Raw genomic sequence first — 20,989 nt, 5'->3', positions numbered from 1 at the left:
TCTCGTCATTTTCAAATGCAAAATTGCATCAAGAAATTGAACAAGCTCTCGCTCGCACAAACAATCTGATCTATACTTCAATATGTCTAAGAACTAAACTTTCAGCGAAAAAAAATGCTGACTAAACAACTGTTTGGTCAGCGATTTTCGTTTCCTTGAAAGGATTACAAAGATAGGGGCTGAACCCTATTCACTGCAAGTATTTTTTGAAATTAATTTCACTTTTTTTGTGAGAACTTCTGTGCTGTTCAAATTCGTGTAATGATGGCCTTGAGCGGGCTTCATAAAACCGTTTAAAAAACCTGCCATCCAAATAAAAGTCCGATCTTCAAAAAAGTAAAAATAAAATGAAGCTTAATTCTGATTTTGGAAAGTTGCAGTTGAGCGCGAACCAAAATTCTATCTTCAAAAATCAGTTTCCGAGCCTCAAATTTACTCTCAGGTTTTGAATGAAAATTCGAGATCATTACAACTTTTTCTTTTCACCCTTCTTATTTGGATAAACTGCCCTCCTCCTTGCAAAATGAAAATCATTAAGTACATTCCAAATCCGGATCTCCTAAACCAACCTAACAACTCGGAAGGAAATTAAACCTCAGGCATTTTTATACAAGCTGTATCCTGAAGGATCTTCATCATAATGCTTCAAATACTTCACCCCTAAATAAAAGAGCGGGGTATCAAAGAGAGCAAAGAAAAACTTGAACAGGTACGAGTTAATGATGAGAATAATAAGGGTAGCCACAGAATTTACATTATCACCGAGATTTCCCGCCAAATACAATATCGTAAGGATGGCTGTAGAATCTACTAACTGGCTAAACATAGTGGATGCATTATTTCGTAACCAAAGATGTTTACCTCCGGTCAAGTTCTTCCAAAAGTGAAAAAGGCGAACATCTACCGTTTGGGCAGTCAGATATGCGATCATGCTGGCGATAGTGTTCCCCACCATAAATTCATATACCCCTTCAAAAAGAGGTAACCCGCCACTCACCCCACCCGTATTTGGAAGCCAGTGCCCTACCGACATCACCAAAAGCATGAAGAAATTCATAAAAAAGCCCACCCAAACTACAAGCTGAGCTTTCTTTCGACCAAATAATTCCGAGATAAGATCAGTAGCAAGAAAAGTAAATGGATAGGCAAGCACCCCAACCGGAACGCTCATAATATAAATTGAGTCATTTCGAACAATAGATGGGGTAATAGCTCTCAGCCAATCGGGCAGTTCAATACTGAATAACGTGACAAATTTTGTAGTCCCAATTACATTACCCAAAACCAGTGAAGTTAAAAACACCCCTGCCAAGGATAAAAATAGTGCGTCACGCTTATCAAGTGAAGGTTTTGAGCTTGCCATAGGAAAATTGATTTATAAAACGTCCAAAAGTAATGATTCAAAACAAATTTTCAATTTATATCGTAGCAACGAACTGAAAGCTTTCCGCATTCGTTTTACCAATGAAATAAATAATGACTATGAATACTGACGAACTTAATACTAAGATCGAGCTAACCGAGGCTGCGATAGACCTATATATAAAAGACAAATTTTCGATCCCAAATCTCACTAAAGAAACGGGGAAATCGGCTTCAGAGATCTACACCCTGTTCCCAAATAAAAAAGCGCTCCTGAAGTTTTACTACCCCTCTTTAGTGATTCGCTACCGGGCCATGATCAGCGAGATCGATGACTTCGGCTCTTATTCCATCAGCGAGAAACTGTCCAACTTTGCATTCACGTTGTTTGATATGATGGATGAGCGCTGGGAGTTTGTAGAAGATACGTTTGAGAAATATGAATGGTGCTGCGCTACAAAAAGTGAATTTCAGCAAGAGATCAAAGAATTATTCAAAGAGTTCTTTACTACTGATGGAAACATTGCTACCAGCGCCGGCTTTTTTATGGGTGATTGGTTCTACGCTTCCCTGAAAACGCAATTCCTTTTTCTGACCAAGTTTTGGCTGGAAGATAACAGTGAAGATCGCGAACGCACTTTTGCCCTCACCGATAAGATCACCGGATTCATCGAAGAGCTCGTCTATTCTAAAGTAGTGGATAAAGGGTTCGATCTCGCCAAATATTCCCTGAGTGCATTTGGCTTCAACAAACAAGTGGAAGAATTCAATGATTGGGTTTCCAGTTGGTTTGATGACACGCCGGATGAAGAGGTTGAAATTGATATCGAAGACGAAGAAGAAAACGAGACTAATAACAACTCCGATTAATGTTAAATGAGTCTTCCCATTTAACATTCAACATTTATATTTCATCATTTCCAGAATGAGTAAAGATTTTCCATCATCAAAATTTGAGCGCGGCAGCCGAATCGCTAAAACCGGCATTAAGGTTGGGACGAATTACGCCAAACGCTATCTCAAGAAAAAGACCGGTAAAACCAATGGAGATACAGATGGTGACTTTCACACTGAAAACGCCAAAGAGGTTTTTAAGGAATTCACCAATCTTCGCGGTACCGCGCTGAAGATCGCCCAGGGGATGAGCATGGACCAGGGATTTCTCCCCGAAGAATTTGCAGAGGTAATGACCCAGGCACAGTATTCGGTTCCTCCTATAAATAAAGCGCTGGTTCGGTCCATTATAAAGAGGGAATTGGGCGATTATCCAGAAAAGCTTTTCAAGCATTTTGAGTCGGAGGCGTTTGCAGCGGCTTCCATCGGACAGGTTCATAAAGCGGAATTGAAAGATGGCCGGCAAGTGGCGATCAAGATCCAATATCCCAATGTTCGTGAGACCATCGATTCGGATCTGGGACTGGCTAAGATACTGGTGAAACGCATCGTTAAGAAAGGAGCAAATATCGATCCGTATTTTGATGAAGTGAAGGAAACGCTGCTCGATGAAACGGATTATATAAAAGAAGGAAAGCAGATCGATCTTTTTCGGGAGCGCTTTGGAGGGCTGAATATCGCCATTCCGGAATGGGTAGAAGAATTTTCGACCGATAAAGTCCTATGTATGACCTATTTGGAAGGACGTCACTTGGGTGAATTCCTGAAAGAAGATCCGGATCAGGAAAAGCGTGATCATTTTGGTCAGCTTTTGTGGGATTTCTTCCACGAGCAAATAAAGGATATGGATTATGTGCACGCCGATACGCATCCGGGAAATTTCCTGTTTACGTATGATGGCAAACTGGGTGTGATAGATTTTGGGTGCGTGAAGAAATTTCCGCGTGAGTTTTTTATGGATTATCTGCGCTTGTTGCCCACCCATTTAGATGACGACGAGAAAGCAATTCGGAATCTGTATGCAAAACTGAATGTCATCAATCCAGATGCGGAAAACCAGGAGAATGAAGATCGGTATTTCAAATTTGCCCGCAATTACGGAATGACCTTTGCAGAACCTTATAAGCATGAAGTTTTTGATTTCGGGGATGAGGAATTCCGAAACACCATCAAATATTTCACCAAAGATGCTCCTATCGGAAATGAACCGCGCGGAAATCAGCACTTCTTATATACTACCCGTGTGCATCTCGGACTTTATAACCTGCTGATGAAAATGGGTGCCCACATCAACACCTCCAAAAGCAAAGAAATATTGAGTGGTATGCTGGATGTGGATTTTGGAGAGTTGGTGAAGGCATCAGAGTAGAATTCTAATAAACCTACCATTATCACCGTAGGGGTAATTCATGAATTACCCCTACGGTGATTTTTTTGTCTGGTTACGAACCACTGGTTCCTAAATCAGGGGAATAATTGATATAGCTTATTTTGAACCAGAGGTTCGGCAAGGTGTTCCCAACTGGACGTTGGGAAAGAGTCCTAAAAAGTAAAATTTCATCGCCCAATTCACCATCGACTCTGGAGAGTCGATGTACAGTTTCTGAAAAAAATTTGTAAGGAATTCGGTTTTCATTGCTCTTACCTTAGAAAAAGATTATGCAATTTTCAGAAGACACCGTTTCTAATATGCCGGATATCCAACAAGCAGAACACGTACTCCATGAAGTTTTCGGGTTTGAGGCATTCCGGTCGCTACAAAAAGACATCATTCAAAACGTACTCCAAAAGCAGGATACGTTGGCCATCATGCCCACGGGCGGAGGGAAATCTCTTTGCTACCAAATTCCAGCTCTGCTTTTTCAGGGATTGACGATCGTAGTTTCTCCACTAATTTCCTTAATGAAAGATCAGGTGGATCAGCTTACCGCCTATGGAATTTCAGCTTCATATTTGAACAGCTCGCTATCACCTCAAGAATATGAAGCGACCCTGGATCAAATCCGCAGAAATAAACTGGACTTGCTGTACCTGGCACCGGAGACTTTGTTGAAGGGAAATGTACTGAACCTACTTTCGGGGTTGAATGTGGAATGTGTGGCGATTGATGAGGCGCATTGTATTTCGGAATGGGGACATGATTTTCGTCCGGAGTACCGGCAGCTCTCGAGTGTCACCGAAAAATTTGAAAACGCCGTTACCCTGGGACTGACCGCTACCGCTACGCCCCGTGTTCAAAAAGACATTGCAAATTCGTTGGGACTGGCGGACGCCAACACGTTTGTTGCCAGCTTCAACCGAAAGAATTTGTACCTTGATGTGGTCACCAAAAGCAATCCGCTGCAGCAGGTGATCAATTTTTTGCGGCGGCATGAGGGAGAGTCGGGTATCATTTATTGTTTTTCCCGGAATCAAGTGGATGAACTGACGCAGGATTTGAACGCCAACGGATTTAACGCCCTTCCCTATCATGCGGGACTTGGAGAAACCATTCGTACAGAGAACCAGAATGCGTTCATTCGGGATGAAGTGGATATCATTGTGGCGACGATCGCCTTTGGGATGGGTATCGACAAGCCGGATGTGCGGTTTGTGGTTCATCATGATATGCCCAAGAATATTGAATCGTATTATCAGCAAATTGGTCGCGCCGGTCGGGATGGATTACAGTCCGATTGCTTTTTTCTTTTCAGTTATGGCGATGCCGGAAAAATCCGCTATTTCATAGGTCAAAAAGAAGACCCCGAAGAACAACGCGTAGCGGAAGAACATCTCCAAAAACTGATGGAATATGTGGAGGCACATCAGTGCCGGCGAATTAAACTGCTTGGATATTTTGGAGAGCATTTCAACGTACAAAACTGTGGAATGTGCGATTTCTGCACGGGTGATACTCCGGAGCGTGAAAACATTACGGTTCCGGCTCAGAAATTTCTGTCCACCATGGCACGAACCGACCAGCGGTTTGGCTACAATCATATCCTCAATGTACTCCTCGGTTCACGCCGTAAAGAAGTTTTGAAGTTCAACCACGATAAACTTTCGACTTATGGAATTGGAAAGGATTTAAGTCGGCCGGAGTGGAAACAGATTTATCGGGAGCTGATGAAACAGGATATCATTGTGCGGGAGTTTGAACATAAAAGTCTGAAGCTAACGCCCAAGGCCATCGAGATTCTGAAAGGAAATCAGGAAATATTCGGCGTGATCGAGGAGCCGGCTCAAAAAACACGAACCAAATCATCCAAATCGGATATCGAATCGCTAGATTTCAACAGGGATCTCTTCAAACTGCTGAAGAAAAAGCGAATGGATCTGGCTCGAAAGCAGGGCGTAGCGCCATTCATCATTTTTGGGGATAGTACGCTCATCGAGATGTCTTATTATTATCCGCAGAGCAAGGAAAATTTGTTGGGTATTCACGGAGTGGGTCGGGCAAAATCTAAGAAGTATGGGGATGATTTTTTGGGGGTAATCGTTGAGTTTTGTCAACAGCATGATCTTGAGGAACGCTCCAAATCGGCTCTCCCCAAAAGTAAACCGATCAAGAAAACGCTGAACAGGAATAATCGTCCGTACCAGGTTGGGCAGATGTACAAAAGCGGGAAGTTGATTTCCGAAATTGCAGCTGAGCTGGACGTCAAGAAAGGAACGGTTGTGGGGTATTTGCAAAAATTTATCAGAGCCGGACATTCGATTCCATCTAAACAAATTCTGGAAGCTTCTGAGCTTGAAGAAAAGGATTTAGAGAAGATTCAAAAAGCTTTTGCCAAACACGGACATGAAATGCTGCGACCGGTTTTTGATGAGCTGGAGGAAAAGATATCTTATGATGAATTACGAGTGGTTCAACTGTATTTAATGGCCAGGAATTGAGATGCTGATCGTGAACTATGACCTACCTAAAACTTTAGCTAAGAGTGGATGTTTTTAGTTAAAAAAATAACTTCGGAAAGTCTTAAATGGATAAATTAAAAAAGCACAAGTTATAAACTCGTGCTTTTAATTTAGAAAGGCCTGGTATTCTTAATCCATTCGGTTCAGGTAACGGAAAAAATCACTATCAGTAGATAAGATTACATTCGTCTCTTTATCCAGCGTTTTGCGATAAGCATCCATTGAACGAATAAAGGAATACAATTCCCGTGATCGGGTGCTTCGATTATACGCCTCGTTATAGATCGCAGCTGCACGGGCATCGGCTTCCCCTCGGATGATCTCAGCCTGACGAAATGCTTCAGATTGAATTCGAGCAAGATCCCTTTCCTTCTCACCATTAATCCTGGAGGCTTCTCCCTGCCCTTCCGAACGGAATTCATCGGCAATTCGGTTTCGCTCTGAGATCATACGATCATATACGGTTCTGCGTACATCTTCTACATAATTCACACGTTTGATACGAAAATCCAGGATCTCGATTCCAAGGTCAGCTGCTCGTTGATTTCCGAGTTCCTGAATGTCTTCCTGTATCTGTTGGCGGCCACGATTGATACTTTCCAGTGAATCTTCCACTACTTCCAACATCACTGAACCGGTAGTATCCGGTTCACGGTTACTGGAACGAACTATTTCCAAAAGATCATGGGCTGCAATAGCATTACGGGTTTCACCATCCAGAATATCATCCAAGCGTGATTGAGCTCCGCGCTCACTCCCCAAACGCTGATAGAATTGAAGCGGATCCGTGATCTGCCAACGGGCATAAGAATCCACGAATATGAACTTCTTATCTTTGGTAGGAATTTGATTTCGATCACCATCCCACTCCAGATATCGTTTTTCAAAATAGTTGGCTGTTTGAACAAATGGGATCTTGAATTTAAGTCCCGGTTCTGTGACTGCCTCTCCAACAGGATCTCCAAATTGGGTAATAATGACCTGCTCGGTTTCGTGAACAATATAAAAACCGTCGAGAACCGTCAAAAAGATAGCAACCCCAATAACGGCAAGTATGATTCCTTTCGCTTGATTCATCTTAGTTACCTCCATTATTGGTTTGAGTTGAGTTGCTGGATCGCTGCACCCCATCTAACTGCATTTGCAATAGAGGTAACACATTATTCCCGTTTTGATCAGTAATAATTTTCTTCCCTAATTTAGGAACTACTTCTTCCATTGTTTCAAGAAAGATGCGACGCTTGGTTACTTCCGGAGCTTTTATATACTCAGTATATAAGTCATTAAATCTTGAAACTTCCCCCTCTGCTCTGTTTACCCGTTCCGAGGCATATCCTTCTGCCCTTTGGATAGTTTCTTCGGCTTCACCCCGAGCTCTGGGTATCACCCTGTTATAATCGGCTTTAGCCTGGTTGATTAACGTTTCCCGTTGCTGTTGAGCTTCATTCACCGCATTAAAAGACGGTTTAACGGGGTTCGGAGGATTGATATCCTGAAGTACTACTTGTTCTATGGTGATTCCCAGCTCATATTCCTGGGTCAAAGATTGGATCAGGTTTTGCACTTCGATAGCCACTTCGGCACGCCCAACCGTCAACACTTCATTCACTGTACGATCACCAACGATCTGACGCATCGCTGCTTCGGAAATATCCGATAAAGTAGATTCAGCATTTCGAACCTTAAACAAATAACTATAAGGATCATTGATCCGGTACTGAACTACCCACTCTACATCGGCGAGGTTGAGATCACCAGTTAGCATTAGCGACTCATCTTCGTACCCTGCTTTTTGATACTGTGATTCAACGCCAGCACTTACTGTTCGATAGCCAAATTCTTGTTTGAGCTGTCGTTCTACCGGCACTTTCTCTACCCTGTCTATCAAAGGGATCTTATAGTTCAAACCCGGTTCTACCGTTTCTACGTACTTACCAAGCCGTACCACTACACCAACTTCTTCCGGATCTACCGTAAAAAAAGTGGAAAACCCGAGAAAGAGCACGATCAACCCACCTATGATAAAGCGAATATTTTTTGAGACCTTCTCGAACTGTGGCGGCACATTGAATTCAAAATCTTGTTCCTGAGCCATTTTGTCCTAATTGTTTCTTTTTTTATTGAAAAGTTCTTAAATCTTCAGACATATGATAGTAGTATCATCTGCCAATTGATAGTTGCTAAACTTTTGTACCGTTCGTTTAATTTCCTGTGCGATCTCTTGCGCTGAAAGATTTTCTGTATCTATCGATTCTATCAAACGGGGAACCTTTTCGAACCCAAACCGCTCGCCTTTCGGATTAACTGCTTCAGGAAGGCCATCTGAATACAGCAAAAAGAAATCACCTTTTTTCATTGCAATTACTTCTCTTTCATACTTCACATCTTTCTTCATACCCAAAGGAAAGGATGGTTTTGGAGTATGGATATATTCTGCGATCCCATTTCTTTTTAGAATTGGACGGCAGTGCCCGGCATTGGCAATTGCCATTTGTTGCGTTCGTAAGTCATACCTTGCCAAAGCGCATGTTATGAACGTACGCTTATCGGTGCGATAAAAGATCGGTTCAGAAATTTCAGAAAGTACTTCATCCGGACAATCGTGTTTCATTCGGGAAAGCAACAAGCCACTGGTAAAAACGGCCGGCATGGCAGCTTGCATCGCTTTTCCAGAAACATCCACAACCGACATGGTCAGCGCTACGGGGTTTTCATTTTCATCTTCGCTCAGCAGGTAGTCAAAGTAATCTCCCCCAACTTCAAATGATGGCATAAAAAACCCATATACATCAATCCCATCTGCTTTTGGAGGTTGCAGTGGCATCAGCTTAAACTGGCTTTCACGGGCAATCTCGATCTCTTTTTCTACCCTCAAATGTTGTGCTATGCGCTCCTCGTATTCTGGAATGTATTCACCAACCTCACTGACCGGGATCCCATATTTATAAGAGATAAATCCGTAGATCAAAGGCAAGCTCATGAGCACAAATTGAGCCCATCCCACATAGGCCACCTCAATAGCCTGTGATTGCCAATATGGTTGAACCATAAAAAATACACTGAAGGTCCACCATGCGGTGCATACGGTCAGTACTCCAAATTCCATCATTGCATAAATGAGTACCGTAGCTAATCCTAAATAAAGGATCAGGTCTTCATACAGAGTACCGCTTGTACCTATCAGTCTTCCTAAAACTGTGATAAAAATTCCGGACAAAATGATAGCCATTAAACCTGCTTGCCACTCTTTTTTCAACCAATGTTTCAGGATAGAGTACACAAATGCAATCTGTGCAATCCCAACCAACATCGTCGTTGTTGCTGCACTTAGGTTAATGGTAAGTAATCGGTACGGAATGGTTGGCTCACTGAAACCAAACTGACTGTCGGCCTGTACTAAAAACGTACCCGTTAAATATACCAAAGACGACATTATGCCTATCAGAATTCCTCCAAATGCGACCCCATGAACCAAACCTGAGCCAGTCTCACTAACAAAAAAGTATCGCTGCCACAAAGCGTCAACTACACTTAGCTGTCTTTGATGTTGAGATCGGGCCAGGGCTTCCCAGCTTATATAAGCCAAAGATGCATATAAGCCTACCACTACCGAAAAAAGTAAGTTATTGATGAATACCGTAAACAGTCCCGCACTGTTTAGAAAAGGATTGAAGGAATACATGTAAAAGACAGCCCGCCACACGTAAATACTCAAAGTAATTGCTACAAAAACAAAGAGGGCTCTTCTCCATTCTACTTTACCTTTAAAGATGTTGCGGGTACCAATGGAAAAAATGAATGCTGCTAAAACAAATAAACTTCCGAATAACAAATAGGAAAATGTGAGATCCTGTTCAGCCCCATCACTGTTAGAAGAGGACCAGTCTACCGATTCAAATTCATCCACAGCAGCAAAAGAATCAATACTGAATCCGAATTCTGTGCGGAGTATGCCATCCACACTGGCTTCTCGTACCACCGGCTTCAAGGTCAACCTGAGTTCTTGGGGAGTACCGCTTACACCGGGTTTGCGTTTCCAGAATAATTCAAGATCTGAGGAGTTTTGGTTTTGTACTGTTGCAGGCACCATACCTTGATTTTCTGCATAGTTCAGGCTGGTATCATCAAAGGCCTGTTCCATAAATGAATATCGGTTCAGATCATATCCCAAAACACTATCCACCAGTTGATCAGCAATGGCCAACAGTGAATCTCCCTGCAAAAATGTGGGATTGGTAAATTCCGGGTTCGCCTTTACCCGAATGATTTTACCATCGTTTGAAAGATGCAGCATCAACCTTCCCTCGTTGTTAAAAAACTGATCGGAACTCGCCAACATCTCATCACTTCTTCCCGGAATTCCCAATATTACCTGCCAACTTTGAATGTGAAGATCATATTTATTGAGTTCAGCCAGCCTCACTTCTTCAGCCATGGTATCACGAAGTGTTTTTGTGTACTCTTGGTGCTGTTTTCGCATCGTCAGCAAGGCAAGGCTGTCGGTAGAAAACCCTAAAGACGGTGCGATTTCATGGATGTATTCTTCAGTAGCTTCTTTGCTATTTTGTATGGGGCCGGAAGCATAAAACTCAATATGCGGCCGCATTAGAAAGTAGCTTATTATGCCCCCAATGCCGCATAGAAGCAATATGTAAGATCTGGTATTCAGCAATGCAGTAACTTCCTGATTAATTCTCTATGATCGAAAAGGTAAATATGTTGCCCTTAATTTTATGCTTTGAATTAAAGCTGCAGGATAAGCTACGGCTTTTCGACTGCTTTGTTACTTAATTTTCTCGAGCAAACTGAACCATAAATATCAGTCCCTTATCAGAGGGTTGGTCTTCTATGGTAAATGCCCCATGCAATTGCTTAGCCAACGTTCTTATAAGAGAAATTGCTAAAGAATTCTCTTTCTCGAATCCTTCCATTTCTATACCCTGCCGATTGTTCGAAACTTGTATATTTATTTGATCATTTTGCTCAGAAATCTGTACATGTATATTCCCGTCACCATTCCCCTTAAATCCGTGCTTGTAAGCATTCACCACCAATTCATTCACAAGTAATGAGCAAGGAATTGCCTGATTTACACTTAGTTCAAGAGGGACTACATCTGAAGTTACCGATATATTTTTATTCCCATCAAGGTGCATGCTCCGAATAGCCTGTAAAAGGTCGTTGATGTATTTATCATATTCAATGTATGCCAAAGACTCACTTTCATAAAGCATCTCGTGAACCAAGGCAATGGATTGAATACGCATTTGGCTATCTGTTAATGCTTTTTCAACCTCCGGATTCTCGGTACTGAAACTTTGCAGCTGTAATAACCCAGAGATCACGGCGAGATTATTTTTTACACGGTGATGTATTTCAGCAAGCATAACTTCTTTTTCACGAAGCGAATTTCTTATCTCTTGTTCCGCTTTTTTACGATCAGAAATATCACTTGCTACTGAAACCGTACCCACATAATTACCTTGATTATCATACAGTTTTGCTTCAGAAAAAAGAACCGATAATGAATTCCCGTTTTTATGAACAAGGGAAAACTCAAAAGAACTATTTGACTCTCTTAACCTTTCATAGATCTCCCCCATCTCTTTGAGATCATAAAATCTCTCAACCGGCTCCCCTAACATTTCTTCCATAGGATAACCTACCAATTCGGCAGCGGCCGTATTTGTACGGACAAGTATTCCATCTTTATCTACCACAAAAAGAGCTTCATGAATGGACTCTAAAATGTTATCCAAATAAGCTTTTGAGACCGTTGATTTCTGTAGCCCAACAGCCATATTGTTGAACGCATCTGCAAGCTCCCCGATCTCATCTTTCGACGAAACCCTGATCCTTTCTTCAAGATTGCCTTCTCCAAGCTTTTTTGCACTTGTACTTACCTTTGAAATCGGATTGGCTATAGAACGGTAGATATAGATCGCAAGAACGACTGAAAATAAAACAGACAAAAAAGTAGCTATATAGTTTATTGTTGCAGCGCGTTCTAATGAGCGGTCAAGTCGTGCATTTTGTTGTTCCTGTATGGTCAATACCGACTTCCTTAGCTCAGCAACTTCAGGAATAATATTATTTCGAAAATAAGGTTCTATAGAATTTATGAACATCTGATTTGCCTGAGCTGGGTTTTCTCCACTCAAGCTCAGCCATTCCTTGGAAATGGACTTATAAACCTCATAACTCTTTAGCAGATCATTCAGGTTTTCAGGGAGCTCTTCACCCTCATCCAAATACCCCCTTAGCTTCTTAACTGATGATTCAAATGTTTCCAGCTCTTTTTCAAAACGTTCGGAAAGTTCTACTGCAGCGGGGAATTCCTGAACATTTTCATAGCCCCCCTCTGCAGCTATTGATTCACGTATACCATTCAGAAATATCAAGCTTTGAAACAAACTTCTCTCCATCTCACTGGTATTGGTAACTGCTATGGAAGCTTCATTGACATACCGAAACTGCTCTTGCCGAATTTCGCTGGTAAACTGGTCTGAAACAATTCCAATTACAGCCAACAACAAACTGATGCAGATAAAGCTAATTATAATTTTGGTACCAAGTCGCAAATCTATAAAAGAGTGAGTTTAAGGGATGCTTGAAATTAGATATTAGATACAGCAATCTCTATCTCTTCAAAATTAAAAAAGCCTCATGTAACATTTTCAGTGAGACTTAGAATTTGAGAGTTTCCTCTATAGTATCGACAATTTTTTTGGTAGTTGGTAATACAGATTCCATCAGCCCAACATTATAAGGAACAGGTATATCAGGCATAGTAATGCGCTCTACAGGAGCATCTAAATACTGAAACGCTTCGCGCACAAGTACGGCTGCAATCTCGGCACCGAAGCCTGCCGTCCTGTTATCTTCATGAACGATGATGCACCGGTTTGTTCGCCGAATGGAATCCAAGACTGCTTCCTTATCCCAGGGCATTAGCGTTCGTAAATCGAGGATATCGGCAGAAACCCCCAGTGTTTCCACCGCTTCTTCGCTGCGCTCACACATTGCTCCCCAAGTTACGATGGTAAGCTCACTTCCTTCTTTAAGTTTTTTAGCCTTTCCGAATGGAACAATGAACTCATCTCCCGGATAAGGTTTACGGGCATATTTGGCATCCAATAAATTCCGATGTTCGAAAAATACGGTAGGGTTGTTACTCCTCATGGCGGATCGCAGTAATCCCACTGCATCTTCCGCATTGCTTGGCATGGCTACTTGCCAGCCGATCGCATGGGTGAAAAATACTTCGTTACTCATGCTGTGCCATGGGTCACCACATTTGGCAAAACCTCCGGGCATACGCACCACAATGGGAGCCGCAAACCTATTGGCGGTTCTCCAACGAATAGTCCCACAGTTGTTCAACTGTTCAGTAGCAGGATCGGCATATTTCCTGAATTGTATTTCCGCTACCGGCATCAGGCCCTGGTATGCCAACCCAACGGCTCTTCCAATAATGCCTTCTTCTGAAAGGCTGGTATCAAAAACACGGTCTTCCCCAAATTGAGACTGCAGATCCATTGTGGCAGCATGAACCCCGCCTTTTAATCCAACATCTTCACCAAATACCATAACTTTTGGATTGGTCTCCAACTCATATTTCAGGGTTCTGCGGATGGCTTCCACTATATTAATGCGTTGCTTTTCGGGATGGGGTTCTTCTGATGCGGCAGGGAATTCATGTCCTTCCACAGCCAGCCCTCCTATCATTTGGGTTTCCCCTTCTTCAGCAAACGCATATTTTTCGGTTTGAGCCGAATCGGGATCCGGGCGATTTAAAGCAGCTTCCGCCGCTTCTTCAATAGTTTCTTTGGCTTTCTTCTCCCAGTTCTTCCAGGTTTTTTCAGTAACCTGATCCGGCACCATGAACGCTTTGAGTTTTTCAAGAGGATCTTTTTCCTGCTCCTTTTTTAGCAGTTCTTCGTCTTTATAGGCTTGATTATCCTGATAGGAATGACCATTTAGCCGAGGTACTGTTAACCGAATCATGGCAGGTCCTTTGCGTTCCCTCACGTAATTAACGGAATCCTCTAACAAAGATGCAGCTTCTTCAGGCTCGGTTCCATCCCCATCAAAGATCTTGAGATTACTAAAGGATTGCAGGTTATTAGTGATCTTTCCGCCCGGTGTCTGGTATTCACTGGTTACTGAAATGCCGTACCCGTTATCTTCAATATAAAACAGCACCGGAAGGTTTTGGGTGGTTGCAATAGTCAAGGCAGACCAGAAACCGTTGGTTGCTACAGAGCCATCGCCACCAAGGATCACTGAAATTGCCTTGTCATATTCCTTTTCGTTAAGAACATTTTTTCGATATTCAATTCCTTGCGCCCACCCGATAGCAGGAGTGTATTGGGAGCCTACATCTCCGGCCATAGGCAGTACCTTTGGGCCATCCGCATCCGGCTTATTACAAACTACACCGATATCCCGGCCATCACTGTAACCTCCTGATTTACCCATTGGAGCAGCCATTGCATCTTCTTCAGATAGCCCCAAAGTTAAAAGCAAAGGCCTGGAACGGTAGTAAGCACTGGCTGAATCATGTTGATGTGTCAATAAACTTCCCAAAAGAATTTGACCTAACTCGTGTCCGCGTGCTGAAAATTGATAGAGCACTTCCTTATTTGGTACCAACTCGTTCTCTTCCTTCTCGTCCATAGCACGAGAGGTGAGCATCAAATGTGCTACTTTTTTCCAGTCTACTTTTGATGCGTTTTTTTTATTAGATGCCGATTTCTTTTTGGCCATGGTTTATTTAATAAATAGTTGCTTTAAAATTTTTAATGATCGATCTAGGTATTCAGCTCTTTGTAAAAAGCAGGCAGAAATACCTAAGAGTCAACATAGCATTACTGCTTTCCGGTAACCGGTTGCTGATTACTTTGCACTTCTAAAAATGATTGTTCAAAGTGATCCATTTCTTCGGGGAGGCCAACCGTTATTCTAATGCAGTTTGGCAACCCAAAAGCATTTATACGGCGCAGAATAACTCCTTTTTCAAGCATCTTTTGGGTAAAGTCGATGGCCTCTTCTTCCGTTGGAAGAACCATCATCACTGAATTGGAAATAGATCTAACGTATTCAACTTTTTGGTCATCAAAAAAGGAATACAATCGTTCCTTACTTTTTTCCACTACTTCAACACTCTTCTGCAAAAAGTCATCGTCTTGATAAGCCGCTAAAGCTGCAGCCTGGCCCAATGTGGTCGGTTCAAACGTGAGCTTAGTTTTCATCATATTCTTGATCAATTCTTCATGCGCAATGGCATACCCTACCCTGAATCCGGCCAGGCCATATGCTTTTGAAAATGTTCTGAGCACAATGATATTATCATAATCATAATCCAATGCATGGGGATAATCTTCAATATCTTTGGCATATTCATAATAAGCCTCATCCATTACAACCAATACATCCTCAGGCACCTGCTCCATGAACCATTCAAATTCACCCTTCTTCAAATAGGTTCCGGTGGGATTATTCGGGTTTGCGATATATACCATTTTGGTATTCGCATCAATCGCATTAGCTATAGCCTTTACATCGTACTTATAATCTGCTGTCACAGGAATCTTTTTCATATGCACACCACGAACACCCATTTGCACAAAGAAACCTACAAAAGTGGCATCAGCCGTTACAGCATTTTCTTTATTAAGGAAAAAGGTTTTGCAAAGAATAGATATGATACTTTCTGAGCCGGAGGCAAGTAATACATTTTCAGGTTTCACCTCATTGCGCTCAGCTATAGCTGCCCTAAGTTTCCTGGCAATCGGATCCGGGTAATCCTGTATTTGTTTGAAAGCTTCATCAATGGCGGGTTTTACTTTTGGGCTGCATCCTAACCGGTTCTCATTAGATGCTAACTTGGCTATCTTCTTCGGTTTATAAAGATCCGCAACTTCAGCGATGGTTTTACCGGCAACATAGGGCTTAAGGGTTTCAATATTCTTAGGGACTAAAGGTTTACCGGTTTTTGAATTCATTAAGCCTTGCTATCTTATTTTGTTTCTTGATGAATTCAAATTTACCACTAAAAAAGCGCTTTTTCCAAGCTCAACAAAAGTTAAACGAACTATTTACATTTGCTTTTGTTTGCAGAATTAAGTTAAAAAGTTAATGAAAACTTACTTATGAACAAGAAAATTTTAGTTACCGGTGCCAGTCGCGGAATTGGATATCAAACTGCTTTAAAATTAGCACAGGAAGGCCACACTGTTATTGCCACCGCCCGAAGTAAGGATAAGCTCCTAAAGCTGCAAAAAGAATCTCAAAATGGCGAAATTATAGTGATACCGGCAGACCTTACCCTTAGCTCAGATATCGATGAATTAGTAAGAGCCGTGGAAGGCCTTCAAGGACTGGACGGACTTATCAATAATGCCGGGGCCGTTCATCGTCAGGAATTCATGGCTACTGAAATTTCCGATTTTAAGAAATTGATGGATGTAAATTTGTACGGAACTGTCCGCCTCATACAGGCTTTGAAACCTTATTTGGGAAAGGGAAGTCATATTGTAAATATTTCAAGCATGTCCGGTTTTCAGGGAAGTTTAAAGTTTCCCGGTCTCTCTGCTTACGGTGCAGCTAAAGCAGCGGTGATCGGATTGTCTGAAGTGTTAAGCAAAGAGTTTGTTGAAGATGAAATTTCCGTCAATTGTTTAGCTATCGGAGCCGTTCAAACAGAAATGCTGGCCGAAGCTTTTCCTGGTTTTGATGCTCCTGTTTCACCCGAACAAATGGGAACTTACATCGCTGATTTTATACTGAATGGACATCAGTTTTATAATGGAAAGATTCTCCCGGTAGCCCTGAACGATCCTTCGTAGCTTCCAATGGTTTGTACATACATTATTTACTAACTTCGACGGAAATCATAAATAAACTATGAGATAATAATGCGTACTCTCTCAGCGCTTTTGTTAAGCTTCGTGATCTTTCTTTTGGGAACTAAAGTCACAAAAGCTCAAACTATCGAACTACTTGCCGGAAATACTTTGAATGGAGCCGTGAATGGAACATTACTTGGAGGTGCATCGATGGGGCTTCAAAACGATGATAATTTCCGCCACCTTCAAATCGGATTGGGACTGGGTACTTTATACGGTTTAGGCATGGGAGCCTACGATGTTGCTTTGGGCAGTGGTGATCCCGTGTACGTTTCCGGCCTATTTAATGATGGGAATAACACAAGCATTATAATCCTACTTGATACTTTTTATGGTGCTGCAGCGGGTGCCATTATCGGAACCTCCGTGATGCTTGTTGCTGACCGTCCGATTGTTGAAGGTTTACAATATGGTGCCTCGGCAGGAGCTTGGGTTGGCTTCGGAGTTGGTTTGGTAGACGTATTTGGATTTACTGAACGTCAGGCAACAACCCCGCTTGGAGCTTCGTACCAACCAAACCAAAAGGCAAGTGGCCTGGTTGGTATTCAAATTGACGATAGTAAAAGTATTGGGTTGATCAATCCCACGATCACCAATACCATTAGCGCTAAAGAGAATTCCCTTTCCAGAAAATTCACTCCTACAGTAGAGCTACTGAATATTAAACTGAGTTTTTGAGGAACTGCTAACGAAAAGTCAGTCTTCCTTTTCTGCCAACTTTTTAATGATTGCCTTGGTTGTCTCTATGTGCCCGGAAAGCGAGTGATGTAATCCATCGGGAAGATAATTCCATGCTTGCGGACCTTCTTGTCCCATTCGGCGAGCAGTTGAATCTATGATAGCTCCCTGTTTTCCTGAAATAAGCTCTTGTACTTGTCCAAGGTCTTTGGGCTCAATGGTAAAATCATACAGTGGATTCTCATTCAACATTTCTACAATAACAGGAGCAGGCGTGACCCAAACAACAGGATTGGAAACTCTCTCATCTAAAATTGACTGTATAGTTTCGATATTCTCCCATGTTTCGGAAAGCGGGAGCAGTGTACGCTGGGGAGAAATATTCAGTCTTTGAGCATCAAAAGTTCCTAATGCAACAATCACCCAATCCGGCTCATGAATGATTACATCCCGATCAATTCGGCGAAGCGCCTCCGATGTAGTATTGTAGGAAACACCGGCATTGATGAAATTGAAATCAGCACTTTCTGTGGAAATCTCCAATACATGCTTTAAAATGGTAAACCAACCTTGTGCATCTTCTGTAATGGAATCTCCAAATGCGACGATGGTTTCTTCACCATCCATCGGAATTTTATCCAGGCAGTCTATAATATCGTCATCCTTAAGAATCTCTAAAGCAGCCTGTAGGGCATTTTCCTGCAAGTTTTCCCGAAATGTATTCAGTTCTTGCTCACTGATACCAAATAGTGCCGCTTCAGCCTCTTTGTTCATTTTTCCCGGAAACAACGGAACTCTTTTCTCAACATGAAAAAAGGGAATCATAAATTGTTCCAGGATCCCTTTTTCTTCTTCGCTTGCTTTTTTAGCCATTAATCTGATGCTCTTTTAATATTAAATCTTTCAATTTAGGTGCTCCCACTCCTGCCTTTTCTTTGATATGAACCCAGTCATTCCAATTCATAAGTTCGGGTTCAGATGGATCCACAATATATTTTGGAATTCCAGCCGGAGCATATTCAACCAAACCGGCAGCAGGATAAACAACCAACGATGTACCGATAACAACCAATATATCTGCTTGTGAAACCTGAATAGCAGCCGGCTCTATCATTGGTACCATTTCACCGAACCAAACTACATGAGGCCTTAGCTGCCCTCCATCCTCAGCCGTATCTCCCATGCGAATTGGCTTAGCTCCGATATCAATGATCAATTCTTGATTTTTAACGCTTCGGGCTTTCTTAAGTTCTCCATGAAGGTGCAACACATTTTTTGAACCGGCTTTTTCATGCAAATCATCAACATTTTGTGTGATGATCTGAACGTCGAAATGATGTTCCAGTTCAGCAAGTGCCAGATGAGCAGAATTAGGCTGTGCCTCGGAAGCTTGTTTTCTTCGAAGGTTATAGAATTCCAAGACTGTTTGAGGATCCTTTCGCCAAGCCTCGGGCGTAGCGACCTGACCAATATCGTATCCTTCCCACAAGCCACCGGAATCTCGAAATGTAGCAAGGCCACTCTCTGCACTAATGCCGGCCCCGGTGATGACCGCTATTTTTTTACTGCCTGCGTTAGGCATTCACCATTGCATATTTTAGCCATGAGCTATCTTGCTCATACTCTTCAACTACCTTAGCTTTCCCTCCATTTTTGTAGGTCTCAATAATAGCACTAACTTCTTCATGAAGAGTTTGAATGGCATTTTCTATCAATTTTTTATTAAAACCTTGATCACCGAGGTTTAAGGTAAACTCCATAGATATAATTCTTCCCACTACCTTGCCCAAATCAACGAGTTTCCGTTGCGGCATTTTGGGATCAACTTCAAAATTCAATACTTCTTTAAAGTACTCTGATGATCTCTCTGTGAGGTGAAATTCACTCAAAAAATCATGCAAATTATTTTTCTTAAGCTTTCTCATCATCTTAAGTACAGATTCCGTGATCTGTTGATACAGGATATCATTTGATCCTTCAAATATTTGAAATGGTCGACTATCAATTACGGACCGTCCGGCTATACTATCAAGCCTGTAACCCATTGCCCCTTTCAGTTGTAGAAGAGATTGAGATGCTCGTTGCATATAATCAGTAAGAAGAGATTTTATGGCATTGGCCTCCAAATCCATTCTTGAAGTATTCTTAGTGAGGGGGATTTTTGTTCCTGTGAAGTTGCACATCGCAGAACAAACCGTAAAATATGCCTGAATTTCAGATAAACGGTGCTTCACCTGATCATAACTGAATAAGCTTTTTCCGCCTACAATTCTATCTCTACAATGAGTAACAGCCTCATCGAGCATCCTTCTCAAAAAGCCCATTCCCATTCCGGGAAATTGTAATCGGCTTCTATGAAGCAGATCCAACATCATAGTAACCCCGGTTGTTTTGGGTTGTAACCTGTGATCTTCTTGAACTTCAATATCAATTTTATTTTTTCCGTAAGGCAACATATACAACCCGAGGTTATTGTAGTATTCCTCTACTTCAATTCCTCCGTTTCTGGTATCATGTATGAAGAAGGAAATATCCCGTCCTAAATCTCCTTTCTTATTTACCTCTCTGGCAGTAATTAACCAATAGTCTGCCATGCCGGTCAATCCACCCCAGTGTTTAGTGCCTTCTATTTTATATTTCTTATCCCCGATTTTTTTATAAGATGTTTGCATTCTAAGAGCATCAGAACCATAATCCGGTTCTGTGATCATAAGTCCGCCCAATTTGTTGTCGTTTAAAACACGACTGAAAATATCTTTTTTTACTTCTTCTTCGGCATAATTTGCAACGGGCTGTAAGAAAAGAGCACCGTTAATACCCATCATTAATGATAAAGGCAGAGATTCATAGGAACTGGCTTCAAGCATGCTTAGGGCTTCCGCCGTATGGCCTCCAAAGCCTCCATAAGTAGAAGGAATAAATGCGGCTAATGGTGACAGTGTTAATATTTCATCCAGTGTAGTTTCTTCAATTCCACGAATTAAAGTATTGTCTTTAGCATCTTCATGCTTGGTAAATACCTGATGAAGCTTTTGCTTGTATTCTTTCAAAAAGTTATGAAAATCCAATGGTCTGTTCTTTTAAAAGGGTTTTATTAAGAAGAGTAATAAAATAATATAACCATTCTGTTATCACAAAACTGTGATGATTTGTAATAAAAAAAGCCCAGCTTTGGTAAGCGGGGCTTAAGGGGGTAAAAAAAGGAAGAAGGCGACGACCTACTCTACCGCTTGTGGCAGTACCATCGG

Annotated in this window: 16 protein-coding genes; 5 read left to right on the top strand and 11 right to left on the bottom strand. The window is 41.9% G+C overall.

What is annotated here, in order from left to right:
• Positions 1–595: 595 nt before the first annotated feature.
• Positions 596–1,363 (bottom strand): queuosine precursor transporter, encoded by a 768-nt coding sequence (locus B151_RS19080; RefSeq protein ID WP_040517233.1) that lies wholly within the window; start codon positions 1,361–1,363, stop codon positions 596–598.
• Positions 1,364–1,482: 119 nt separating this feature from the next.
• Here B151_RS19080 and B151_RS0116660 point away from each other — a divergent pair, with 119 nt between their 5' ends.
• The 3 genes from B151_RS0116660 (at position 1,483) to recQ (ending at position 6,132) form a co-directional block, all read left to right on the top strand.
• Positions 1,483–2,232, top strand: coding sequence for a TetR/AcrR family transcriptional regulator (locus B151_RS0116660; protein ID WP_020404786.1), 750 nt, complete (start codon positions 1,483–1,485; stop codon positions 2,230–2,232).
• Between the two features lie 55 nt (positions 2,233–2,287).
• Positions 2,288–3,625 carry an ABC1 kinase family protein gene (locus B151_RS0116655; RefSeq protein ID WP_020404785.1) on the top strand — a complete coding sequence of 446 codons (1,338 nt, stop codon included), beginning with the start codon at positions 2,288–2,290 and terminating at the stop codon, positions 3,623–3,625.
• A 290-nt stretch (positions 3,626–3,915) separates the two neighbouring features.
• Complete coding sequence (recQ, locus tag B151_RS0116650; RefSeq protein ID WP_020404784.1) at positions 3,916–6,132, top strand: DNA helicase RecQ; 2,217 nt, start codon at positions 3,916–3,918, stop codon at positions 6,130–6,132.
• Between the two features lie 150 nt (positions 6,133–6,282).
• Here the strand turns inward: recQ and hflC are convergent, their stop codons facing one another.
• The 6 genes from hflC to hisC all read right to left on the bottom strand — a co-directional run bounded on the left by hflC (position 6,283) and on the right by hisC (position 16,160).
• Positions 6,283–7,230, bottom strand: coding sequence for a protease modulator HflC (gene hflC / locus B151_RS0116645; RefSeq protein ID WP_026166722.1), 948 nt, complete (start codon positions 7,228–7,230; stop codon positions 6,283–6,285).
• 1 nt (position 7,231) lies between these two features.
• The gene (hflK, locus tag B151_RS0116640) at positions 7,232–8,248 is read right to left on the bottom strand and encodes an FtsH protease activity modulator HflK (protein ID WP_020404782.1); all 1,017 of its coding nucleotides are present in this window, start codon (positions 8,246–8,248) and stop codon (positions 7,232–7,234) included.
• Positions 8,249–8,284: 36 nt separating this feature from the next.
• On the bottom strand, positions 8,285–10,759 hold the full coding sequence (locus tag B151_RS0116635) for a PP2C family protein-serine/threonine phosphatase (protein ID WP_020404781.1): 2,475 nt from the start codon (positions 10,757–10,759) through the stop codon (positions 8,285–8,287).
• A 181-nt stretch (positions 10,760–10,940) separates the two neighbouring features.
• The gene (locus B151_RS19785) at positions 10,941–12,683 is read right to left on the bottom strand and encodes a histidine kinase dimerization/phosphoacceptor domain -containing protein (protein WP_157471110.1); all 1,743 of its coding nucleotides are present in this window, start codon (positions 12,681–12,683) and stop codon (positions 10,941–10,943) included.
• A 157-nt stretch (positions 12,684–12,840) separates the two neighbouring features.
• Entirely contained in the window at positions 12,841–14,922 is a 2,082-nt protein-coding gene (locus tag B151_RS0116625; RefSeq protein ID WP_020404779.1) for a transketolase C-terminal domain-containing protein, read from the bottom strand.
• A 101-nt stretch (positions 14,923–15,023) separates the two neighbouring features.
• Positions 15,024–16,160, bottom strand: a complete 1,137-nt coding sequence (gene hisC, locus B151_RS0116620) for a histidinol-phosphate transaminase (protein ID WP_020404778.1) — start codon at positions 16,158–16,160, stop codon at positions 15,024–15,026.
• A gap of 147 nt (positions 16,161–16,307) precedes the next feature.
• Between hisC and B151_RS0116615 the strand changes: the two genes are divergently transcribed.
• On the top strand, positions 16,308–17,003 hold the full coding sequence (locus tag B151_RS0116615) for an SDR family NAD(P)-dependent oxidoreductase (protein WP_020404777.1): 696 nt from the start codon (positions 16,308–16,310) through the stop codon (positions 17,001–17,003).
• 69 nt (positions 17,004–17,072) lie between these two features.
• On the top strand, positions 17,073–17,741 hold the full coding sequence (locus B151_RS0116610; RefSeq protein ID WP_020404776.1) for a hypothetical protein: 669 nt from the start codon (positions 17,073–17,075) through the stop codon (positions 17,739–17,741).
• Between the two features lie 18 nt (positions 17,742–17,759).
• On the opposite strand, the gene B151_RS0116605 is transcribed toward B151_RS0116610, so the two are convergent.
• From B151_RS0116605 to B151_RS20295, 4 genes are all read right to left on the bottom strand, one after another.
• The gene (locus B151_RS0116605; protein WP_020404775.1) at positions 17,760–18,614 is read right to left on the bottom strand and encodes an SGNH/GDSL hydrolase family protein; all 855 of its coding nucleotides are present in this window, start codon (positions 18,612–18,614) and stop codon (positions 17,760–17,762) included.
• Positions 18,607–19,323, bottom strand: a complete 717-nt coding sequence (locus tag B151_RS0116600; RefSeq protein ID WP_020404774.1) for an SIR2 family NAD-dependent protein deacylase — start codon at positions 19,321–19,323, stop codon at positions 18,607–18,609. The genes B151_RS0116605 and B151_RS0116600 overlap by 8 nt, the downstream gene beginning before the upstream one ends.
• A complete protein-coding gene (locus tag B151_RS0116595) occupies positions 19,316–20,809 on the bottom strand; it encodes an acyl-CoA dehydrogenase family protein (protein WP_020404773.1) in 1,494 nt (497 codons plus the stop codon). Before B151_RS0116595 ends, B151_RS0116600 begins: the two co-directional genes overlap by 8 nt.
• Positions 20,796–20,989 (bottom strand): hypothetical protein (locus B151_RS20295; RefSeq protein WP_040517232.1); only part of this gene is annotated, 194 nt, incomplete at its 5' end. The genes B151_RS20295 and B151_RS0116595, both read right to left, overlap by 14 nt.

This window comes from Gracilimonas tropica DSM 19535 (assembly GCF_000375425.1).
Taxonomy (GTDB): Bacteria; Bacteroidota; Rhodothermia; order Balneolales; family Balneolaceae; genus Gracilimonas; species Gracilimonas tropica.
This window is presented reverse-complemented; position numbering and strand designations above follow the sequence as displayed.